Source organism: Candidatus Nanosyncoccus nanoralicus (assembly GCF_004138405.1).
Lineage (GTDB): Bacteria > Patescibacteriota > Saccharimonadia > Saccharimonadales > Saccharimonadaceae > Nanosyncoccus > Nanosyncoccus nanoralicus.
The window spans coordinates 1-23,288 of sequence record NZ_PRLL01000006.1; the positions used below are offsets into that span (position 1 = coordinate 1).

Sequence of the window (23,288 nt, forward strand, 5' to 3'; positions counted from 1 at the left end):
GCTTTGACGTTCGCAAGATTATGGATGAAGGAAAAATCCTTGTCGTTAATCTCTCAAAAGGTCTCATAGGTGAAGACAATGCAGGTATCCTAGGCTCCTTCTTAGTTACCAAAATTCAGCTTGCTGCCATGTCGCGCTCTGATATTCCAGACGTCTCAAAACGCCGCCCGTTCTATCTATACGTTGATGAGTTCCAAAACTTTGCCACCGATTCATTCTCCGTCATTCTCTCTGAAGCCCGCAAGTATGGCCTAAACCTCACCGTGGCCAACCAGTACATTGCTCAGATGACCGACTCTGTACGTGACGCTGTCTTTGGCAACGTCGGTACCACCATCTCCTTCCGTGTTTCCGCCGATGACGCACCAATCCTAGTCAAACAATTCGAACCAACCTTTGACAGTTCTGATTTAATCCAAATGAATAACCGTCACTTTGTGATCTCCATGATTATTAATGGCGAAAAAGCGCCAGCCTTCTCTGCAACCACACTCAACATCCCTCAAGCCTCCACAGATAACCTAGATGCAATCATTACCAACTCTCGCAATCTCTTCTCTAGAGCTCGTGCCGATGTCGAGGCTGAAATTCGTGCCACTATCGAACAGAGTGAAAAATACAAGAAAGAACTCTCCGATTCTGGCCGCCAGCCCCATAAAGAAGATACTACCACGATCCAAAACACTTCCCCCACTCAACCTAAGCCTGCCTTCATCAAAGAATCCAGTTATCAAACCTTTAAAAAAATCTCACCTAATACCGCCGCAGGGAAGGACTCAATGACCCTCAAGGATCTAGGTAATGTCCTTAAGCAGATGGATTCCGTTACGCCAATTACCTCTAATGGTGTCAAGTCTGCTACAGAATTAACTCGCGAACAGGAAAAGACAACGCCTAAAAAGCCCGTGGAGCAGGGAAATACTAATATTAGTAATTCAAAACACAGCCAAAAGAATAAAAAACCCTTTAATAAGAACAAAAAGAAGCCCAATTTTGAATCAGTGCCACTCACTCCGATCGTCAGTCCTTCACACGCTACTGAGGCCCCACGTAAAACAAATTTCGCTTCCGACCTTCATGATGGACATCCTGGCTTTGCAACCAGCCAAAATCTGCCAGGGAAGCATCAATTAGGCGAAAACGGTTTTCGTCAGAATCTACAGGGAAGTAACAGTTCCCCAGATAGTGGGTATTTCTCTATCCACCATTAACAAAAAACACCCCTCCAAGGGGTGTTTTTTGTTATCTCATAACTTTACTTCTGTTTTTAAGAACCAACTCTTCTCTACCCCTGTTAGGAACTAATCATACTCTTCTCTACCCCTGTTATCTACTTATTATTTCTATAATTACCCCAGCAAACACTCTTATGTTAAACAGGAAAGAGTCATGTATATAATTATCTATTCCAAACCACTAACGTGGCTCCTAGAACCTCTCATGGCGTCAGAGCTTACCGGAAGACTACATAGCATGAGAGACTCCTACATTACGACCCAATTTTTGACTGTGATCCAATTTTTAATTTATTTTAAACGTATAGTTAATCGTTTTTTGTCCATATTTACAATGTCGTACAATAACTATTTTACGACGCACTAGATTAAGAAACCAGCTGGACCCATAGAACCACATGTGCATCTATATATCACCATTGCCCCTACATAGCTAACTCAAATATCTATCTCCAAACTAATCCACTTACTGTTACCCCTTAAACTAGACAAAAAATCAGCAGGAAAACACTTCATTTTCGATTTTTAAACCTTTATTAATTCATAAATATACCTATAAACTACCGCTCATATCTGTTAGAACTCGTGCAATTCTCAATAATTCCGAAAAACCGGAGAAGAGCTCCAGAATTGCGAGCTCAAACCCACCCCTGTTAGCATCCATTTTTTCACAAATTTCTCTGTGAAAACTCGCTTTTTGGTCAGATTTCACGGATTTTTAAGCCAAAATTCACTTTTTCCTCTTTCCCTTGTCTAAGCCTTTCCCCATCTCTTTTCGCAAAGAAATCAGTCCATCCGCCGGTCAGATCTTAATATCATTTTTTCTATAAAAAACTGCTTTTTGTTTGTTTCCCTATCTCCGAACAAAAACCGAACAATACAGCAAGAAATAAATAAGGCACACTAGGCACCTTATTTATCGATTGATCTTCTAAAGCTTTTTCTTCCTTAGCTCCCTTGTAAAGAATTTCACACGGTCGCCAATCTCGATCACAAGCCTCTTCTCCAGCTTAAAGGCAATACCACCAGTCTCACCAGCCACCAGTTCGTTGACCTGCATTTTCTCCTTCTGCACTGAATCCACTTCCACCTCGCCAATCAGCTCTTTCTCATGATAGACACGACCAAACATTCCTGCATTAACACGACCAGTCAAAACTTCTCCACCAGCAATAATTGCCGTACGTTCAGTCCTAAACACCCCTTTAATCTTCATTTCACCAGTCTCTTCCTCGACCACCTCATCATCAAGCAGTTGTTCCATTGACTGTTTTGCATCATCAAGCAACTCATAGATCACCCGGTAATTACGAATTTCTACACCATCTCTTGCCGCTAACTTCACAATATTAGTTGGGATATTTACATTGAAGCCATAAATCACCGTATTGTCTCCCTCAGCCATATAGACGTCATTTTCCGTCACATCACCTACGCCAGAAGACACAATATTTAGAGAAATTTCGCCCTTTGTGTCGATCATCTTTAACGAATCCACCACAGAGGTCACTGAACCTAGCACATCGCCCTTAATAATTACGTTGAAGACTTTTGAGTTATCTGCAGTATTCATCATCCTTAATAGATCCGACGAAGTCACATTTGCTGAAGCCGTTTCAGAGGCCTCAGCCTGTGCATTCAAAAGCGCCTGCTTCCTAGCTGTTTTTTCATCTTTTACCTCAATAAAGCGATCACCGAAGTTTGGTAACTCCTTAAAACCAGTTACTGTTACTGGTGTTGAAGGCGCAGCTTTTCCCTTTGGTTTTCCCCTAAAGTCCATCATTGTACGAATCTTACCATAGACACTACCAGCTACTACAAATTCTCCGGTCTTTAATTCCCCGCCAGTTACCAATAAATTAACCACCGACCCCTTACCAATCTCCATATGTGATTCGATCACTAGCCCCTCTGCTGGAATTTCCACGTCCGCCTTCAATTCTTCAATATCGGCAGTTAATAGAATCATATCTAGTAATTTATCCAAGTTGTCACCGCGCTTTGCTGAAATCGGCACCATCGTCACATCCCCTCCCCACTCCTCTGGCTGCAAACCGTGTTGCGCCAAATCAGCCATTGTACGTGGAATATCCGCCCCCTCACGATCAATCTTATTAATTGCTACAATAATCTTCGCATTTGCACCCTGCGCAAATTTAATCGCCTCAATTGTCTGTGGCTTCACGCCATCATCAGCCGCCACCACAATCACTACAATATCTGTTAGCATTGCCCCATGTTGACGAATCGCCGCAAAGGCCTCGTGTCCTGGTGTATCCAAGAAGGTAATCAAACGCTCATCATGTTTTAACTGATAAGCCGAAATATGCTGCGTAATACCACCAGCCTCCCCCTCTACTGTCTTCTTGTGTAGCAAAGAGTCCAGTAATGTCGTTTTACCGTGGTCAACGTGGCCCATCACAGCCACTACTGGTGGGCGCAAAACCGCCTTCTCTGATAATTCCCTGTGAAAATTCGAGGTTTTTGTCGCGGTATTCTTGCGTTCCAACCTGACATTTTCCAACTTTAATTCATCAATTATTAAACTTGCAGTATCAAAATCTAGGCGTTGATTAATTGTCGCCATAATTCCCTGCTTGAATAACTCCCCGATTAATGCGGTCACCGAAAGCCCTAACGCCTCCGCTAGTTCATCTACCGTGATTGAGCCTGCGATCTGAATGATCTTCTCTTGGGTCTCCGCCATTTTTCTCCTTCCCTGTTTTTTGCCCATCATAAGAAACAGGCTTAATGCGTAAAAATTACTCTTATTTTACCATATTTATAGAGAATAAGAAAATGCCAAAGTTTAAAATAAGCTTAAACTAATCTGCATAACCAGCCACGTGTGCAGTTTCCATATTGGCTGCCACTGTTGACTTTGCGTTCTTTGCGATTGAATTAAGTCTTTCCTGTTCAACTTTTAAATCATCGCGCTCAGCTTCAAGATTAGCAATTTGTGCATCCATTGCACTCATTTTATAATCATAAGTTGTCACCTTAGATTGCTCAGAGACATAAAATAAGCCAATCATAAATACTTCGATTACTAAAATTGCAATTGCTGAAATTCGCCCAATTCCCCTCGCCTGATGTCGCACCGTATTGCGATTACGTGAATATCCAGAGCTCACTGCATTCGCAAGGTAGCTAGTCCGAGGACGCTCGCTCACATTGCGCATATTCATTCCACGTAAATTGCCAAACCCCTGTTGTCGCACAGTTCTCGCTCCACTCTGCATTTGTTTTCCTCGCTTTTTGTTTTCAAAAAAACTCTCGCTAAAATCTTCTCAGCAAAATAAAGGTTTTAATTAGAGTTTTTAATTTTTGTTATTTTTTGTTTTGTTTTGTTTTTTGTTTTTTGGGTCGGAGTGCCTTCGTTTAGCGAATTTACCCCGTCATAGACCGAAACCCCTTATTAGCCGCACCACCGCATCGCTAATAAGAGCTTTCGGGAAGGTCATATCTTTTTTGTTAAACACTTATCCCAGTTGACTTAACAACCGTGTCGGGACGCCGTCGTTTCCGAAAGTTTCCCGATAGCAGACCCCGAAGGGTCTGATGCATCCAAAATTAAGGTCTTAAAGACTTAAGTTTAGATTATTTATTTTCCCTAGCGAAAATTAACTTTGATTTTCTGTGCTCGAGATGAGTTTTTGACAATGATTTGCTTTGGCATATTGCCTCCTTTTTATTTTTATTTTTATCATCCCAAAAACCATCGGCCCGTCCCCGTTCAGTCTAGTTTAGTTGTCTACTAAATTTTTCTAGCTGCCCTCAGTTTTGCGCTTCTAGCCCTTGGATTGATAACTAATTCATCCATGCCCGCAACAATTGGTGTTTTATTCAAAATCTCTAACTCTGATTCCCTTCCCAGTGAACTTACCTCTTTAAAGTACTGTTTCACCAGCCTATCTTCTAAGCTATGAAAAGTAATTATCGCAATGCGTCCACCTGGTTTCAGTAATTTCGGAATCAACGGTAAAGTTTTTTCGATCAAGGTTAATTCTTCATTTACAGCAATTCTGATTGCTTGAAAAACTTTGGTTGCTGGGTGCTTGCCATACCATCCTTTCGGACTTAAGGCTTCCGCCAGCTCCTTCGTAGTTTTCCATGGCCGGTTATACACAATTTCTCTCGCATGTTTTCTAGCCAGTCCCGATGATTCTTCCCCATATTGCTCAAAAATCTCAATTAGCCTTTTTTCTGACCAATGGTTTACAATCGTCTCCGCCGACAAGTCTTGTGTTTGATCCATTCGCATATCCAGCGCCCCCTCATGCATAAATGAAAAACCTCGCTCTGAATTATCCAGTTGCGGTGAAGATACCCCAAAATCAGCTAAAATCATATCAAAAGTTTTTCCACACTCGATTAAAGACTGCGCCGCATTATAAAAATCTTCATGCAATAGTTTTATATCAAATTCACCCTCAGGGTACTTCTCTGATAGGACCTTAATTGTATTCTCGTCTCGGTCCACTAGAACCGATTCTTTATAATTCCGCGTAACCGCCAAAATCTTTCCCGCATGACCTGCATATCCCGCCGTCAAATCTAAATATGATTCACCCGGATTCGGTTGCAAAGTCTCGAGAACTTCTGATAGTAACACTGGTTTATGAAGCTCTTCCATGCTCCTATTATATCAAAGACTTATATTCTCTGTTATATAGAAGCTCTTTAGTTTGAGATCGCTCAACTAGAAATTTCAGCGTGTTTGTGTTTGTATGTTTTTTGTTTAAAATTTCTAAACAATAAATGCTGCTATAGTTTTATCCAGTGCAAAACTAAATATATGACTATAACCGTTGAGAGACTTATTGTGTAGGTTGTTTGTTGAGTTAATTGGGAGGTGTTTATAGATGTACTAATGGTTTTGATGACGCGTTTCCTAAACGCGCGCCAAGACTCCTAGTTGACCGACCTCAAACATTTTTTAATGTGCCAAAAAGACCGCTTTTTAACTATTGTTCTTCTTTACCAAGCGAATTACTTCGTAATCTTGATTATCTTCTAAATTCTTCTTCGCTTGATTACTCATTGTTTTTCATCTTTTTGTTTGTGGTTTTTGTTTTGTTATCCACTGACCTTAGTTTAGCGCCATTAACTACATAATGCAAGTGCTTTTTAAATATTTTTTCCAACTTTTTCAACTTACTTTTCCACATGTTTATATATTATGCAAATATTCCCCCGTTATCCACAACTCGGTCATTGTAATCTCACCCCTATTATTTTGTAGCATTTCATTTATTCACTTTTCCACAACTGTGTAAAACTTTCCACTCTCCTCTATAAATTTTTTAATAATTTTAATTCCCCCCTCTTGCATATTATTATTTTCATTATATAAAAATCCGAACACATCAAACTTGAACCGAACGTGTTTTAATCATTTAGGTACTTGTATTTTTAATTAATTATTGCAAAATAAATTATCTCCCTAGCATCTAAAAACCGAACAGGAATTACTACTGGTTTAAGACTTTATTCTTCACCTATTTTCTATAACTAATCTCCACCAACAAAAAACCGGACTTTTGCTCCGGTTTACCCCTCTATATACCCCCCTATATTGTCTTATAATAAGCACGCCCCTCAATCCTTACATCCACATAGCCCACCTTCAGGTTCTGTTTTTTCAGGAATCCTATCATCCTAATTATATCCTCTAGTGTTTCTGCTGTCCCTCGGTCTAAATTGCATTTGTAAAATTCCTCTCGACCCTCAAAATACAGATCCACCTCTCGCGCCTTACCCGCCGGGATAATGGCTTTTATTATCTTCAGCCCGCTCTCACTCGCATCTTTTTCAAACAACCCCACGTATTGTTTTGTTCGCTCAGTAATAAAATTTGAACCGTCTTCATCGATGATGCTCACCGTAGGCGTATATTTTATCGTTTCAACTTTCTTCTGATTCGCCGCCGGAACTTTCTTTACTGCACTCTGAATTATTACCACTCCAAGCACCACCGTTGCTACAATTACTATACCAAGTAATAACAATTGTATTTTCTTTTTCTTTTCACGCTTCTCAAGTAGCTGTTGCCTCGCGAGCTCACTCTCAACTACGTCCCGGTTTCCTGCAATCGTCCTACCTAATCTCATTCGTTTTCCACCCGTTTTTTATTTTTAGCCTCCACAATAATCTCCATCATGCGCTTAGATGCCTCTGGTTTCGCAAGTTCATGTAAATTGTTCGCCAGTCTCTCTCTTTTTTCATCATCATCTAGTAACTTAAAAATTTTGTTCAATAATAACTCTGGCTTTTCCATCATCTTGCTATCAAGCACCATCTCTACCGCCTCGGATTTACTCAACCTTTCAGCATTCTTTGTTTGGTGACCACCAGGCAACTTTTCAAAAGGCACCAAAATGACCGGTTTTTTGAGAGCCGCAAGCTCCGTAATGGTTGTTGCGCCCGCCCTTGATACCACTAGGTCTGCTGCTCCCAGTATTTCACTCATTTTTGGAGAAAAATTCCACATTCTAAAATCTGAGTCCAATTTTGCCCTGCTCCATTTCTCAAAATCTTTTAACTCCAGCATTGTGTCATAATATTTTCGCCCAGCAATCAGCCCCACACTTGCCTTTTCTAATAATTTCTCTAAGATCACACTCACTGACATATTTAAGTGTTCTGACCCCTGCGAACCCCCAGTTATTACCACCAACTTCTTCCTAGAGTTAAACCCTAATTCCCGCTTTAAGTTATTCTGCATCGAGGCCGACACTGGCATAAATTCTGGCGCCACCGGAATCCCCACCCACTCAATTTTTTTTGCGATTTCTTCACTATATTTCTCTACCTCAACCGGTACACCCGTCGCAATTTTAACCGCCTTTTTCATCAAAATACGATTAGTTAAACCAAAGACCGCATCAGATTCGTGTAGCACATAAGGAATTCTGAGCACCCCAGCCACGAGACCAACTGGCAACCCCACGAACCCTCCCTTTAAAAAGACTACGTCTGGTCGCTGTCTTTTTATTATTAACCTCAAAAAAGTCTGGGTCAACCCCATTAAAAAACCTACGGCCCCAGCAACATTACCAAACACCACATCAAAGAAGGTTCTCGCTCCTTGATCAAAATAGTCTTTCAGCTTCAAGCCGTGATATCTTCGAAATTTCCCAGCAAACACCTTACGAACACGAATATACTGTCGGTTTTTACGACTTTTCTCTTCTTCCTCGCCCCATCCCACCGACATTTCATTTGCAAGATTTAAGATATTTTTATAATATTTACGGTCAGTCCAAAATTCCACCTGCGTATTTGGGTATTTTAAAAGTAGCTCGCGGATCACCGACATTGCAGGCGTAATATGCCCACCAGATCCACCACCAACTACTAATACCTTCATAAGAAAATTATTTCCTTTCCGCGTCCGTTAAATCTGCTCTCATTGTATACTGTGAAATATTTAATACCAAGCCAATAATTGCCATATTCAAAATTAAGCTCGTACCTCCTTTTGAAAGTAGGGGCAATGTAATGCCGGTCAGTGGTACCAATCCAATCATCGCCGCAATATTTACCACCACATGTCCAGCCAGCCAGGCAAAAATTCCAATTGTAATCATCTGGTAATAACTTTCTTTCGTACAATCAGCAACTTTTAAAATTCTAGAGAGCAGCATGTAATAGAAAAATAGCACCACAGAAATCCCCACAAAACCAATCGTTTCCCCAATCACTGCAAACATCGAGTCAGTGATCGATTCCGGTAAATATCCTGCCGTCTGAACGTTATTTCCAATACCTACACCAAATAAACCTCCTGCCCCAATCGCAATTAAGGCATTATTAATATGATAAGCATTAGAAGAATCACCCTGTAAAAACCCCTTCAAACGTTCCTGTCGATGTGGCGAACTTAGCGCCAACACCGCTAGTACCATTCCCGCCGCTCCAATTATCAAGAAATACTTTAATCTTGCTCCACTCACTAACAGCATCGCCAGCGCCATCGCAATTAGAGGCAGTGCCGAACCCAGGTCTTTCTGCGCCACCACCAAGAAAAAGACCGCCACACCTAAAGTCGAAATATATTTTAGCCAAAACACCCTACCTTCTGTTTTAGTAAGAATATCTCTAATCTCAGACGTTAGCTCACCCACCTTTCCTTTTTGTTTTTTTGCGTCAGCTAACCTTGTTTTATTTTGGTAACTATATTTAGTATTTCTTAATACTCCGTCACCGCGAGAAGTCATATGCTCTTTCTTTCCAGAAAAACCACCTTTCTCCCTGTACTCTGTACAGATCTTTGCAAAATAGAATAATGCTCCAAACTTCACTAATTCCGCCGCCTGTAACTGAAAAATCCCCAGATTCAGCCATCGACATGCTCCAAGTGCACATCTCACAAACGGCAGTTCCACCGTCAGCGAGCTGATATACATTATTAGACACAAAATTAAACTACCAAACATTAAAATCTCAGGTAACTTGATCGTCATATTTAATATTTTCTTGTGCTTCCCGCCCTCACCTTCTACCTGCTTCAAAGGCAATCTCAAAAAGAAGATCATCGTAACGAAGGCTAGAAACACATACAAAATTTGACTCTTAAAAGTCTGGTTTGGATCATCATTTCGCCCATACGCAATATTCTGAATATTAGTATAAGAAGGCCCGATAATACTCACCATAATCGTTCCGATTAATACTAATATAAAAGTAGCTATAAAAATTCGTTTGTCTGTTTGATGTTTGCGCATAATTACTTCTTTCTATAAAGGAATAATTCCCCCAGCCATCGCAATAAACACACCGATAATCCCCATCACTCCAGCAATCACCCAAAAACGCATCACAATTTTAGCCTCACCCCAACCACTTGCCTCCAAATGATGATGTATTGGTGCCGACAAAAATATCTTTTTGTGGAATAGTTGCTTAGAAGTCATCTGAATTAACGAAGAACCAGCTTCCACTACAAACAGTAGACCTATAATTGGTAACAATAAGAACGAATTTGTCATCATTGACACCACTCCGAGTCCTGCCCCCAATGCAAACGAACCAACATCTCCCATCATAAAACGCGCAGGTGGCACATTAAACCAAACATAGGAAAGCAGCCAACCAACCACTGTCATACAAAAGGCAAATAAGGCAATTTGTCCCCTAAATAACGCAATAATCCCAAACGAGCCATAAGCCATCATAGCAAGACCACCAGCCAAACCGTCTAATCCATCCGAAATATTCACCGCGTTCGAGGTTGCAACTACCGAGAAGGCGAATAGTAGCATCATTACAACTGCACCAAGTTCGAAATCACCGTGGAATGGAATATGTAGGCTAGTCCAGCCCAGTTTATAGGTAAAAAACCATCCTAAAGCTAGTCCCACGATTGTAATCATCGAAAATTTCACCGGTGCCCTCAAGCCCGCCGCACCAGAACCAGTTCCAAACACATTGATTAAATCGTCAATTAACCCCACTAAAGCCCCGCCTAAGAAGCCGGCAAGCGGCAACCAGGTTTCTGCACGGTTCCAGTTAGATGACCAGGTAACTACTGCTACCACAATCACTCCAATAATTCCCGCCATCGTGGGGAACACTCTCTTAAATTTATGCTCATGCAATTTTGTCATCACTGGCAAAGCATCACCCTGCACCGTAGTCTTTTTTTGTTTCTTCCAAAAATGATATTTGTAGGCGAAATTTGTATAAATTGGCGTCAAAAACATTGCCAGAAGAAAGCTTCCCAATGCCAAAAGCAGACCATATAAAGCATTCCCGTCTAAACTACCCCTCATCTCACCTCCTCATCTTTAAATAGTTTACCATAAACTGACTAATCTCATCAAATATTGGCTTCGCATTCATTCCGCCATCTAGCCTACGGTTATCTGCTCGCACTTTCGTCATAATCACATACTCCGGATAGTCAGTCTCTGACCTCGCACCATACCCCACATAAGTACCAATCGTTTCATCAAATGTGTATTTACCATTTTTTACCACCTGTGCCGTTCCCGTTTTTCCGCCCACATATACCCCCTCGTCATATCCCCTTACATTTGGAAAAACCAATCTGGCTGTATGTAACATTCTACGCATTGTTTCGCTCGTCGATGACTCCAAGGCTTGGTGATCTCGAGACCTCAGTTCACTTCTCACAAATTCTCCATTCTTCATTTCCCCTGCCACTAGAGTTGGCGTATAGTAGTCACCGCCATTCACCACCGCTGAAAAAGCTGTTACTACCTGAATCATTGTTAGGTCCAAGCTCTGTCCAAACGTCATATTTGCATATCTCGCATTAGTCGCGTCAATATCCGTTGGAGGCACAATAGTTCCTCTTGCTTCAGCAAGCTCGATTCCCGTATATTTTCCTAATCCCAGCCTATTGTAGTAATAGTCATACAGTTTTTCCTTTCCTTGGTAAGTAATCTCTGTTTCTGATCCTCCCAAGAGTCTCAACGCTTGAATCGACCCTATGTTCAATGAATAAGTAAATACCTCCTGCATAGATATCACCCCCGTATGTCCCTTAATTGCATTCTGAATTGGCCATCCATCAATCGTTACAAGGTCAGTATTTAGATATGTTGTCTCGGGAGTCATTACTCCACTATCCACCGCTGCCGCTAGCGCAAATGTCTTACAAACCGAAGCTGGGTTAAAAGCGTCCATCGTCACGTCTGTTTGAAATACTCGCGCATCCGTCACCTTAGCGTATTCTGCCGGGTCATAGCTTGGCGTCCCCACCATTGCTAAAATTTGCCCATTTCTTGGATTCATCACCACCGCCGAGGCATGTGAAATCTGGAATTTATCAGATACACTCTTTACTACGTCTTCCGCCTTTTTCTGAATATTGCGGTCAATTGACAACACGATATTCTTTCCATCCTGCGCCGGCACTTTTACATTATTCTTACCAATCGTCAAAGGTATATTATTAACATCCTTCACTGTTTTAAGGATACCGTTCACCCCAGTCAGCTCCTTGTCTAATCCCCCTTCAACACCATACTGACCCTTACCGTCCGCATTCACAAAGCCCAAAACCTGCGCCGCTAAATCACCTTCTGGATACACACGTTTCGTTGATCCCTGCGCATAGACTCCTGCAATTTCCGCCTCCTTAATCTGCTTGGCTTTTTCATATGGCACATTCCTAGCAATCACCGCATATCGTGAAGCTTCATTCGCAAACACCTTCTCCCAAGTATTTACCCCGTACCCCTGTATTAAGCCATCAATTTTAGCCAAAACTTGAGATCGGTTTTGCCCCTGTTCGGTTCTCAATAAAAACGGATCAACCGAAATAGTGTAAACTTTCTCATTCATCACCACAGGTGTTGTCTGTGTGCCATCCATCATATAAATTTCCCCCCGCTTCGCAAAAATCGTATTCTGCATCATTTGTTGAGATAAAGCCAAATCTACATATTTCTGATGTTCGATTAATTGCAAAAAATATACTCTTAAAATAATCATCAAAAAACAAAGCGCAAGCACTATCCTAATCAGGTCTGTTCTTTTCCGCATTTGCTTAACTTTCATTTTAATCAAATTATACCATAATCGTCTTTCATTTTTTATGATTTTATAGAGATAACATCACTAAAATTTAAGCATAAACTATATCAACGATTTACTAAATTTATCTCTTTCATCTTCACCAGTATTCCGCTTTTGCTTTAATTTAAATCTTCTAAAAACTTCTCTTTTTTATCTACTATTCATTTTTATTTTACAGAGGTCAATCACTAAAAATAAAAGCATAAACTCTTTCTATTTACCGCTAAAAAATAAATAATTTATACAAAAATCAACAAACGCAGAATTACTTCTTTTTATTTGGCCCAACTATAGATTCGATTGTTCGACTTAGCTGTTGTTTTATCTTAGCCCTCGCGTGTGGTGTAATAATTTTATCCAACCAACTCGCTCTTACTGTTTGATTTTTGCTCGTCAAAATCTCCACCACGTCACCGCTTTTTAATTTTGTATTCAAATTTGACAATTTTCCGTTAATCTTTGCGCCGATCACGTGTCCGCCTACTTCCGAATGTAGTCTATAAGCAAAATCAAGAGGTAAAGCCCCCACTGGTAAATCAATAATATCTCCTTTAGGTGTATAAACAAAGATCTTATCGGCAAAAAGATTTAGTTTTAGCTTTTTTAAGTCAACCTGTTGGCCATCCCTTAGCTTAGCTGCCGCCATCTGCAGCTCTGAAATCCATAGCAAGTTGGTTGGTAAATGCTGGATCTTCCCTGTTTTATAGCTTTCCGTCAACTTCTGCTCATTGTAGTAAAAACTTGCTGCAAGGCCCCGCTCGGCGTATTCATGCATGTCTTTTGTTCGAATTTGAAACTCTACAATTCTTTTATCAGGGGTGATAACCGTCGTATGTAGCGACTGATAACCGTTTTGTTTCGGTACTGCCACATAATCTTTAATTCTGCCCGTCATCGGTGTGTATAAGCTATGGATTAATCCTAGAACCAAATAGCAGCTCGTAATATCATCCACAATCACTCTTAATGCAGTCAAATCATACACTTCGTTAATATTTTGGTTGTATTTAGCCAATTTTTTATGCAACGAATAGACCGATTTTACCCTTCCATTGATCTCAAAATTGATTTTTTCCTTAGATAGCGCCTCTGATACCTCATTTTTAATCTTTTTTAAGGCTTTTTCCGCAGATTGATTACGAGTTTCAATGATTTTCTTCAATTCCTCATATCTTCTTGGATCCACATATGAGAACGCGATATCAGACATCTCCACCCTTAATTTCCCCATATTTAAGCGGTCAGCAAGTGGCGCAAAAATCTCCAAGGTCTCCTTCGCTATCTTCTTCTGTTTCTCCGGTGAAAGTGCTGAAAGTGTTCTTAAATTATGTAATCTATCCGCCAACTTAATGATCAATACTCGAATATCTGACCCCGTTGCCACTAAAAGTCGCAAAAGATTATCTCTTGTCACCGGCAAATAAGTGTCAATGTCCCTCATCCCCTGTCTTGCCTTACCGATTTTTGTCACCCCATCCACCAAAAAGGCCACTGGTTCACCAAATTCTTGCTTAATTTCTTCTAAAGTTACTCCAGTATCTTCCACTGTATCGTGAAGCACCCCTGCTATTGCCGTATCTTCATCCATTCCCCACTCAAGGAGGGTCTCCATTACTGCTTTTGGATGGATAATATATGGTTCTCCAGATTTCCTCTTCTGTCCCTCATGTGCTTTCGTTGCAAAGTCTACAGCCTTCTTAATACGTTCGCTCTGTATAATTTTTTTACTCACTACTCCACTCCTCTCTGTAGAACTAAGATTGAATAACTTTTTTACTCAGATAATCGATTAATTAGATTTTTTAGTTCTTCATCGTTTTTACAAGTTAAGGTCAAAGTCCTTCCCCTAACTCTCGCCTTAACTGCAAATTTAGCACTTAAATCTTCTTCTTGACGCAAAAATACATTCTCTTTCACAATTTTAGTGGAGCTACGTTTTTTATTCTCAGCAATATAACGCTCAACTCGTCGTGCCGTCCAACCCTCTTCAATAATCATTGGCAGAATTTGTCTTACTAGTTCTGGATCAGCCGAAATCAACGGTCGCATCACTCCCTCGGTAAGATTATGCTCTATCATTGCTCTCTTTACATCGTCCGGAAGGTTTAAAAGTCTCATTGTGTTAATTACTGAAGACTCACTCTTCCCCACGCGCGTCGCAATTTCCGCAGGAGATAGGTTAAACTGACTCTTTAGCTTAGCATATGCCGTCGCCATTTCAATTGCATTTAAATCCTCACGCTGAGCATTTTCAATAATCGAAAGCTCTAAGCGATTCTGTGCATCAATCGTACGAATGATTGCTGGAATCTTTGATAGCCCCGCAATCTTTGATGCTCTAAAGCGCCTTTCGCCAGCCACAATTTTATACTTGCCATCTTCTCGAACCACCACGATCGGCTGCAAGACTCCATGTTCTTTTATCGAGCTTGCTAAAGCATTTAAGGCTTCCTCAGAAAATTCCTTACGCGGCTGTTCCTTATCTGGGATAACCATCTCAAGATCAAGCTCAACCAACTGGCTTTCTTTTGCATCTTCGCCAGCCGTAATATCAAAATCACCCTCTACTATATCTGTAGGGATAAGACTATCGAACCCCCTACCTAAACCTCTGCCTGCCATTATTTCTCCCCTTTCTCTACTCTTTGAATTACTTCCTTGGCTAAATCTTTATAAGCTCTTGAACCTTTACTAAATGGATCATAAGCCCCTACTGGCACACCATGGCTTGGCGCCTCCGCTAATCTCACATTTCTAGGGATCAACGAACTAAAGACTTTTTCCTTAAAGTATTTGCGAATCTCCTCTAATACCTGCACTGAAAGCGATGTTCTCTTATCATACATCGTCGCAAGCACTCCAAGCAGCTTCAAATCTGGATTCATTTCCTTTCTTACTAATTTCACTGAATCCAGCAACTGAGCAACCCCCTCAAGGGCGTAAAACTCTGTCTGTACTGGCAATAAAAGATAATCTGAAGCAATCATTCCATTCACAGTTAAAAGAGATAGGCTTGGTGGCGAATCGATAATGATATAGTCGTATAAATTTTTTATTCGTTTAATCGCTTCTCGGAGCTGAACAAATTTTTTATCCAACTTTGCTAAATTTACTTCTGCATTAGCAAGTTGAGGGGTAACTGGCGCTAAATCTAAGTCCTTAAATTTAGTGTTCAATATAATTTCACTTAACTCTTTTTGACCCAGCAACACTTCGGACATGGTTCTACTAATCCCCTCTTTTTCGTAATCCGCCTCAAACGGCATCTTATCAATTCCAAGGCCAGAAGTTGCATTCCCCTGTGGATCAAAATCAATCAAAAGTGTTTTTTTCTTATTTTTAGCCAAAAAGAATGCAAGATTAACTGCCGTCGTGGTCTTACCTACTCCACCTTTTTGGTTTGTTATACAAATCACCGTCGCCATATAATTCTATATTACCATAAACACTAAAAAAAGACTCCGTCTTGGAGTCTTTTTCTTATTTAATTGAAGTAATTTCAATTAAACTATATTTTTGGCGGTGTCCAGTTTCTTTATGTACACGCTTCTTAGAATGGTAACGGATCACGCGGATCTTATCTCCTGCAACCTTCTCTTCTACCACCTTGGCTGAAACCTTTACGCCTTCTACTTCAGGAGTACCAACGAGGGTTTTATCTCCGTCAATTACAAGTAAAGCACCAGTTTCGAGCTCTTTTGTGCCTTCCGGGAGGAGGTCCACCCGTAGGGTCTCTTTCTCAGCTACGACATATTGCTTGCCGCCGATGAGTACAACTGCCTTTTTCATAATATTCCTTATTTAGTAATAACTAGGAATCATTTTATCATATTTGATTCATTAAATCAAATCCGGTCTCGAAAATAATAAATTTATTCATTTTATTATTCTCTATGCACTCATCTCAAAAGATTTTTATTTTGGTCATACTTTTAAGGTTCAATAAGGTACTATAGTTGTTTTTCAAACTATTTTTTCAAAGTTTTTAATGTGCGATAAAGATTAACTTTGTCTTTATTATTTTTTTACTCAGTTGCAATTAGTCTATCTACTAAGTTCTTCTTAGTGATTATTTCTTGCCCTTTGCAGCTGATTCAAGTTTATTGAGTTGCTTCATTGAAGCGAGATAGTAAGCAATACCAATACCAAGTACTGCAGTAATTACCATACCAAGTACCACTTCAGAGGCACCAGTACGAGGTAATTCTTTTGGTGTCTCAGGTGTTTTTGGAGTAGGATTTTTTGGCGTGTCACCACACTTCCTTGTCACACGAACCTGTACCTTATCATGAATAGTAGCTACATCAATAGCAGCCGCAGAATTATTCTCAATTGTTACGGTTTGGCCACATGGGAACATTTTCTCATCATCGTCAATTTTTACCTTATAGGTAATAGTTGCATCTGTTCCACCTTTGTAGTCACCAATATTGAAACCATTTTTAAATAAATTATCCTTTTCGAAAGTTCCATTAGGATGTCCAGCATTAAAGATACGGGTTGTTCCAGGAACAAAACTCATGCCTTTACCAAGTAGGTCATATACAGATACATTTCTCAATACTGTTGTTCCAGTATTTCTAAAATGAATTTTAAAGTCTAGAGTCTCACCAGGTACAGCATCAATAGAATTCTGGTAGTTATTAGCTAGATCTTTTGATACACTCTTGTTCATATCAAAACCAGCCTTATCAACCTTAATCCTAAAGGTAATATTACCGGAATACTCATTACAGCCTGGAAGATAACCCCATTGATCGTAACCAACAAAGGTACCACCATATTTGCCAAACAGAGCATCATCATCGATTAAGCTTCCGTTTAGTTTACCACCATTATGAATACGAGCAGATCCACGAACATACCTTAATGATACGGTTTGATTTGTTTGAATATACGCAGTATCCCATACTTCTTTCGGAGTAGCGTTATCAGCAGTAATCAACCCTTTAATCATTGCTGATTGCCCCTTAGTAATACTAGCAGAGATTTCATTCATCCTAACGCGAATTGGCTTTGCAAAAGTACGGCCAGTAGCATCATTTAAATTTGCAGCTGCGTTATTATGAAAGAATACCTGAACTTCATATTCAGCCCCCGGTTCCGCCATGACATTGTCATCAAACTTATCATTTGTTCCAGCTTTGCGAATTCTTACGAAGTTACGCTCATCACCCATTACTGGATCATCCGTAATTGAGTTCAACGTTGCATGGTCAGCTGGTTTCTGCCATGTATATGTTGGACGTTCTGGACCCCATGTCTCAAACGCATGAGTTTCCCCTACCGGCAGCACTGCTGCCGCACCCAGTGATAGTAAGCCTACCACTGGCAAGATGCGATGCGCCGTGTGGCGCAACACATCCCATGTTTTTGTGTTTGTGTTTGTTCTCATTCCTCTCCTTTATTTTTTTAGAGCTCTTAAAAGTGATTAACTAGTTTCCAAAGTTTGAAAAGTCCCATTCGGCAGAAGCATAATCTAAATCATATGAGGTATCCGGAGCCTTCTCTGTTGATTCTTTTGCCTCTTCAACAGTCATTTTTGCCTCAGCATCAGATTGCTTTTCTGATGTGCCCGTATTTAAGCTTTCATTGTTTTCAACTTGATCTAGGGTTTTATCGGTATTCTCTATACCAGACTCATCTTTTTTGGAGAATTCTTCGACAACCTCTTTTTCCTCCACGGTCTTGTTTCCAACTTCAGCTCCTGATACTTCCATTCTTGCATTTTCCTGCTCAGATCCAAGAGTTGCTTCTACTGTCTGATCTGTAACGGTATTTGCTTTCTGAGTATCAAATTCATCTGCCCCTTTCACGTCAGCAGTTTTCGCTTCCAGTACCTTTTCATTATCCTTTGGATTTTCGCCTGGAGTATCCTTTGGAGTTTCACCTGGGTTCTCACCCGGTTTGTCCTTTGGAGTTTCATTATCCCTTGGCTTTTCATCCTCTTTACCCTGAGGAGTAATCCTATCATGATTATGACTGCCATGAGTAGATCTATAAATATGACGAGTACCTGTAGTGATTTTATTCTCGGTAGTTACTGTTGTATTATTTTCAGGACTTGGGTTTTCATCAGGATTTGGTTTTACCTCATCAATAATAACTTTTTCTCTATCAGAAGTTGAACTAGATTTTTCAGGTGTCTTATACTCAACCTTATAAGTAGATGTATCCTTCGGTGTAACCTCAACAGCGCAAAGTTGCTTACAACCAGCTTCGTGTCCAAGAACCATATATTTTTTCATCGCCTCTTTGATTTGAGATTCTGAAGAGTCGGGTGCAATTAGCCCCATACTTCTAAGCGCCATTTCTTTAGCTTCTGGATTTGCTTCATAATAATTCAGATTCGTACCTTGCACCACATCCGTAATAACTAGCACCCCACCTTCATATGGGTTAACACTCTTATCAACATGATGGCTCACGCTTTGTATTTCGCTAACGCTTTTAGCCAAATTGCCCTGTGCATCAACAGCCCTAATATAAGGTGAAGCATAGTGCTGACCATCAGTTAAGAGCATTAAACCGTGCCCCATATTCTTTTCAAGATCTATTTTTTTCTGCTCTACAAAGGATTTCATATCGTTATATTTAGCGTTATCCTTCATTATCGCCATAGTATCAGCACCTTTTTGCTCCAAAGACATCTGAGCTTTATCTACATATCCAAGAGAATATGCCTCTTGCACTAATACAGCAACATCACCAGCATGACCGTTAAATTCCTCAATTGACTTCTTTAATAGAGAGTCCATGGCATCAGCGTTCCCCTCCGCAGCTCGGAATTCAGCTCCTTCACCACCATTCAACCATTCAGCTGGCTTCGTGGTGAGCGCTCCAAAGTGACTAGATTCCATCAAAGATCTATCAATCATGTCAGCACCAGAATTATCGCCACCTAGCTCAAAATTGACACTTTCAATTACTCGTCCATCTGCAGTTACCACATCTACACTTTTATCCGTCTTTTCAGTATCTACTTCTGCATTTGAGGTAGTAGCGGTCCTGTCTAATTCTTTAGTCGCTGCGTCAGAACCTAATTGACTCTCATTAATAGAGTTGATCTTGGCCTCCATCTCGTTAATCTTGGCTTCCATCTTCGCCGTTGCATTGGCAGCTCCGCTGTTATAACCATTATGATGTGCCACACCAATCGCACCAACCAACGCAGCAACAAGGCAACCCTTAACAAAGAGCTTACCAATACCAGTCTTTTTAAAGCGATCCATAATATTACGAACCTTATTACCGATGGTGCCTGTACGCTCCGGACTATCATCAATGTCATCGTCTACATTATTTCCAACATCATCCTTAGCCGTATCTTTGGAGTCGCTAATTTTATTTGGTTGCCCGACCACAGGAGCTCCGTCAAGATCATCGTTGTCATCCACAATATCAATCTTAGCATCGTCTTTATCGCCAGCGTTATTGGCTTTATTAATACGATCATCCTGGTAACGCGCCAAAGCTCCATCGACGCTAGACAAAAAACTATTACTAACCCTATCGCTATTCAAATCATCTTGACCAACAACGATAACTGGCTCTTGTCCTAACGTATTTTTAGTAGCCCCATCCAGATCAACTTCTTCAAAGTCATCATCTACATCATCAACAATGTCGATTTTAGAAGATTTTGATGGCTCCACATTATTATTAGCAGGAGCAAAATCAATTAGGTCACCGATATCCTTCCAATCATTTATTAGAGTACTATCACCACTATTCCCGTTACCAAGTTTGTTAGGATTACCCATCTTACATTTCCTCCTTATTATTTAGATAATCATCTCTGAATTTGATCATTACTTTTTCAGCTATCTTGCTAGCATCAATGCCAGACTCTTCGACCACAGCTTCAATCATCTCCTCTGATGCAGTACCATTTTCAAAGCTGTCATTAATTTTATTTACTAAATAATCAGGCAAGCTCATTAAGATCTCTGTCATTACAGCATCTTTAAGATCATCAGCGATTTGCTGCTTCTCTGTTTCTGAAATATTTTGCCCCTTTTCTTCAACTAGATTATTGACAAAAAGATCAATTAATTGATCCTGTGTCAAACCCGTAAGATCAGGCTCTTCAAACGACGCAGTTTGTGCTCCAGCACTAACCGCTCTCGTCTCATCTTCTACCATAGCGATAAAGACCTTTCTGTTAGTTTTTTATGTTAAAAATATGACTTTTATGCCCCCATCATATCGCTAGTGTTAAAAATAGTCAACATCTTTATTTATTTTTTTATACACTCACACAACTTCGGTTAGCTTATTCTCCGTTCAAGTTATTTTAAGAAGTTGAATAAATTTTTTATATATATGCCAATGTATAAAAATTATCATTCTTTCAATTGAGCAATTTATTTATACAAAAAATAGCACCCAAGGTGCTATTTTCATCAAAAATCTTAGCTTCTAGCCAAGCTTATCGTTAATCAAAGCCTCTAAGCAATTTTTAGACCAGCTCGTCCAAGTCTAGCCAAAATTTTAGCCTGAGCTTCTGGGCTCACTGTCTTTTTTAAACTATATCCTGATTCATCGTTGAAATATTCAAACGTCATATATTCCCCTTCTTTTTGTTTTTATTTTTTGCTTATTTATTCTATTCTAGCATATTTTTAAAAAATACAACTGAACAAATTAATTAATTTATTTATATTTTTTAGGCTACCTATTTTTCAATAAGTAGCCTTTTATTTTCTTGCCAGTCCTAAGCTTGTTCTTAATGGCTCTTAGGATCGGCCTCTCTTCATTCTTTTTTTTCTTTCTTCTTATTTTGATTGTATTATATTATTCTCTATATCTTTATTCTTATCCTTACATGGGTCTTATCCCTCACTTACCTTTTATCTTTCTTGTTTAGCTTCCCCACCGCTCCTTTTCTGTTAGATTTATTTTTATTTGCTTTTTGTTTTTATTTATTATCTAACTTGTTTTAATGATATCATGTTTATGCTTATTTGTCAACACTTTTATTGGAATTATCATTTAATTTCAAAATCTACCTCTGTTAGCTCACCCACTAAAAACTCATCAGTTACATTATTATTTCACAAAAAGGACCCGCTCTTCACGTGTCCTTTTTGTGTTTTGCCCTTTCTTAGGCCTTTTCTAGCGAGATAGTAATATTCTTACCATTAACTTTCACAACTTCATCATACTGATAATTATTATCTTGTCCAAGCTCTACTGCTAACACCTCAGCTTTTAGTATATCCTGCCAATCCTCACTAATCTCCGTATCGATTGATAGTTTAATTCTATCATCAACCTCAAGTCCAGCTTCCTTCCTCGCAGCCTGCACAAAGCGAATTAGCTCGCGAATAAAGCCTTCTTCAAGCAATTCTTCGGTCAAATGCTTATCCAGATAAGCTTTTTCGCCAGCTCTCACTGATTTTACATTAACCTCGTCTGCAATGATTTGTTCATAATATTCATCCAGTGGTTCACCTTCATAAATATATTCAGCAAGTGGTTGTCTTACCTTGATTTGCTCTTCCGTCTCACTCTTATTCATTCTTAGAGCCAAACCTTCAGTAATGATCTCACGAGTTCTCGCCATCTTCTCAAGCACTTTCTGGTTAATCTCCCCCGCTTCCGGCCAGTCCAATAGATGCACTGACTCTGTCACTGAAGAATCAAACTCTGCTCCAGTCATTTTCTGATATAGCTCTTCCGCTAAGAATGGCGTAAATGGAGCTAAGATTTTAGCTAGATATACTAAGACAAAGTATAACGTGGAATATGCCGCATTCTTATCTGTATCATCCTCTGATTTCCAGAAGCGCCTCCTTGAGCGTCGTACGAACCAGTTTGATAGGTCATCGATAAATAATAATACATTCGATAATGCACTCGGAATATTATAGGCTTCCATACCCTTAGTAATTTCATTACGCAGTTCATATACTCTTGAGACTAACCAAATATCTAGAGGGTTCTCCAGCTTTGAAACTGCAATCGCCTGTTTTGAATCAAATCCATCCACGGAAGCATACATCGTAAAGAAGTCGTATACATTCCAAATCATCGATAACTTTCTCGCAACATCAGAAACATCCTTATCGATTAGGGCAAAATCCTCCCCTGCTAACACTGGCGATGAAAGCATTAAGAAACGTAGTGCATCAGCCGAATACTTATCCATTAACTCTGTTGGATCGGTATAGTTTCCAAGCGACTTGGACATTTTACGGCCGTCATTACCTGCCACTGTACCAGTTGTAATTACATTTCTGTAAGCTTTATTACCAAACAATGCAGTATTTACCACGTGCACATAATAAAACCAAGCCCTCACCTGCCCCACATACTCCACAATAAAGTCAGCTGGATAATTTTGTTCAAATTTCTCCTTATTTTCAAATGGATAATGTAGCTGTGCAAATGGCATCGAGCCAGATTCAAACCAGCAGTCAAGCACTTTTTCAATTCTCTTAAAATGCTCGCCCTCGATATCAAATTCGATTTCATCCACCCAAGGACGGTGATAATCTT

Annotated in this window: 17 protein-coding genes; 1 reads left to right on the top strand and 16 read right to left on the bottom strand. The window is 39.9% G+C overall.

Going from position 1 to position 23,288, the window contains the following annotated elements; all coding sequences use genetic code 11:
* A partial coding sequence (locus G3KMM_RS01430; protein WP_164998462.1) for a TraM recognition domain-containing protein occupies positions 1 to 1,211 on the top strand: 1,211 nt, incomplete at its 5' end.
* A gap of 955 nt (positions 1,212 to 2,166) precedes the next feature.
* Here G3KMM_RS01430 and infB read toward each other — a convergent pair.
* The 16 genes from infB to G3KMM_RS01510 all read right to left on the bottom strand — a co-directional run.
* A complete protein-coding gene (infB, locus tag G3KMM_RS01435) occupies positions 2,167 to 3,942 on the bottom strand; it encodes a translation initiation factor IF-2 (RefSeq protein WP_164998463.1) in 1,776 nt (591 codons plus the stop codon).
* Between the two features lie 118 nt (positions 3,943 to 4,060).
* Entirely contained in the window at positions 4,061 to 4,417 is a 357-nt protein-coding gene (locus G3KMM_RS01440) for a hypothetical protein (protein ID WP_129604549.1), read from the bottom strand.
* Between the two features lie 575 nt (positions 4,418 to 4,992).
* Positions 4,993 to 5,871, bottom strand: a complete 879-nt coding sequence (gene rsmH / locus G3KMM_RS01445) for a 16S rRNA (cytosine(1402)-N(4))-methyltransferase RsmH (protein WP_129604552.1) — start codon at positions 5,869 to 5,871, stop codon at positions 4,993 to 4,995.
* A gap of 937 nt (positions 5,872 to 6,808) precedes the next feature.
* The gene (locus G3KMM_RS01450) at positions 6,809 to 7,348 is read right to left on the bottom strand and encodes a hypothetical protein (protein WP_129604555.1); all 540 of its coding nucleotides are present in this window, start codon (positions 7,346 to 7,348) and stop codon (positions 6,809 to 6,811) included.
* Complete coding sequence (locus G3KMM_RS01455) at positions 7,345 to 8,607, bottom strand: UDP-N-acetylglucosamine--N-acetylmuramyl-(pentapeptide) pyrophosphoryl-undecaprenol N-acetylglucosamine transferase (RefSeq protein WP_129604558.1); 1,263 nt, start codon at positions 8,605 to 8,607, stop codon at positions 7,345 to 7,347. Before G3KMM_RS01455 ends, G3KMM_RS01450 begins: the two co-directional genes overlap by 4 nt.
* 7 nt (positions 8,608 to 8,614) lie before the next feature.
* Complete coding sequence (locus tag G3KMM_RS01460) at positions 8,615 to 9,964, bottom strand: FtsW/RodA/SpoVE family cell cycle protein (RefSeq protein WP_129604561.1); 1,350 nt, start codon at positions 9,962 to 9,964, stop codon at positions 8,615 to 8,617.
* 12 nt (positions 9,965 to 9,976) lie between these two features.
* Complete coding sequence (locus tag G3KMM_RS01465; RefSeq protein WP_129604564.1) at positions 9,977 to 11,011, bottom strand: phospho-N-acetylmuramoyl-pentapeptide-transferase; 1,035 nt, start codon at positions 11,009 to 11,011, stop codon at positions 9,977 to 9,979.
* Between the two features lies 1 nt (position 11,012).
* Positions 11,013 to 12,677, bottom strand: coding sequence for a peptidoglycan D,D-transpeptidase FtsI family protein (locus G3KMM_RS01470; protein WP_195157075.1), 1,665 nt, complete (start codon positions 12,675 to 12,677; stop codon positions 11,013 to 11,015).
* 373 nt (positions 12,678 to 13,050) lie between these two features.
* The gene (locus tag G3KMM_RS01475) at positions 13,051 to 14,517 is read right to left on the bottom strand and encodes a RelA/SpoT family protein (RefSeq protein WP_129604570.1); all 1,467 of its coding nucleotides are present in this window, start codon (positions 14,515 to 14,517) and stop codon (positions 13,051 to 13,053) included.
* A 41-nt stretch (positions 14,518 to 14,558) separates the two neighbouring features.
* Positions 14,559 to 15,407, bottom strand: coding sequence for a ParB/RepB/Spo0J family partition protein (locus G3KMM_RS01480; RefSeq protein ID WP_129604573.1), 849 nt, complete (start codon positions 15,405 to 15,407; stop codon positions 14,559 to 14,561).
* Complete coding sequence (locus tag G3KMM_RS01485) at positions 15,407 to 16,210, bottom strand: ParA family protein (RefSeq protein ID WP_129604575.1); 804 nt, start codon at positions 16,208 to 16,210, stop codon at positions 15,407 to 15,409. The genes G3KMM_RS01480 and G3KMM_RS01485 overlap by 1 nt, the downstream gene beginning before the upstream one ends.
* A gap of 55 nt (positions 16,211 to 16,265) precedes the next feature.
* A complete protein-coding gene (rplU, locus tag G3KMM_RS01490; protein ID WP_164998465.1) occupies positions 16,266 to 16,574 on the bottom strand; it encodes a 50S ribosomal protein L21 in 309 nt (102 codons plus the stop codon).
* 280 nt (positions 16,575 to 16,854) lie between these two features.
* Positions 16,855 to 18,180: a DUF11 domain-containing protein gene (locus G3KMM_RS01495; protein ID WP_129604580.1), complete on the bottom strand. Its 1,326-nt coding sequence runs from the start codon at positions 18,178 to 18,180 to the stop codon at positions 16,855 to 16,857.
* Between the two features lie 40 nt (positions 18,181 to 18,220).
* Positions 18,221 to 20,548: a hypothetical protein gene (locus tag G3KMM_RS01500; protein ID WP_129604582.1), complete on the bottom strand. Its 2,328-nt coding sequence runs from the start codon at positions 20,546 to 20,548 to the stop codon at positions 18,221 to 18,223.
* A gap of 1 nt (position 20,549) precedes the next feature.
* A complete protein-coding gene (locus tag G3KMM_RS01505; RefSeq protein ID WP_129604585.1) occupies positions 20,550 to 20,930 on the bottom strand; it encodes a hypothetical protein in 381 nt (126 codons plus the stop codon).
* A gap of 961 nt (positions 20,931 to 21,891) precedes the next feature.
* Positions 21,892 to 23,288 (bottom strand): class I tRNA ligase family protein (locus G3KMM_RS01510; protein ID WP_164998466.1); only part of this gene is annotated, 1,397 nt, incomplete at its 5' end.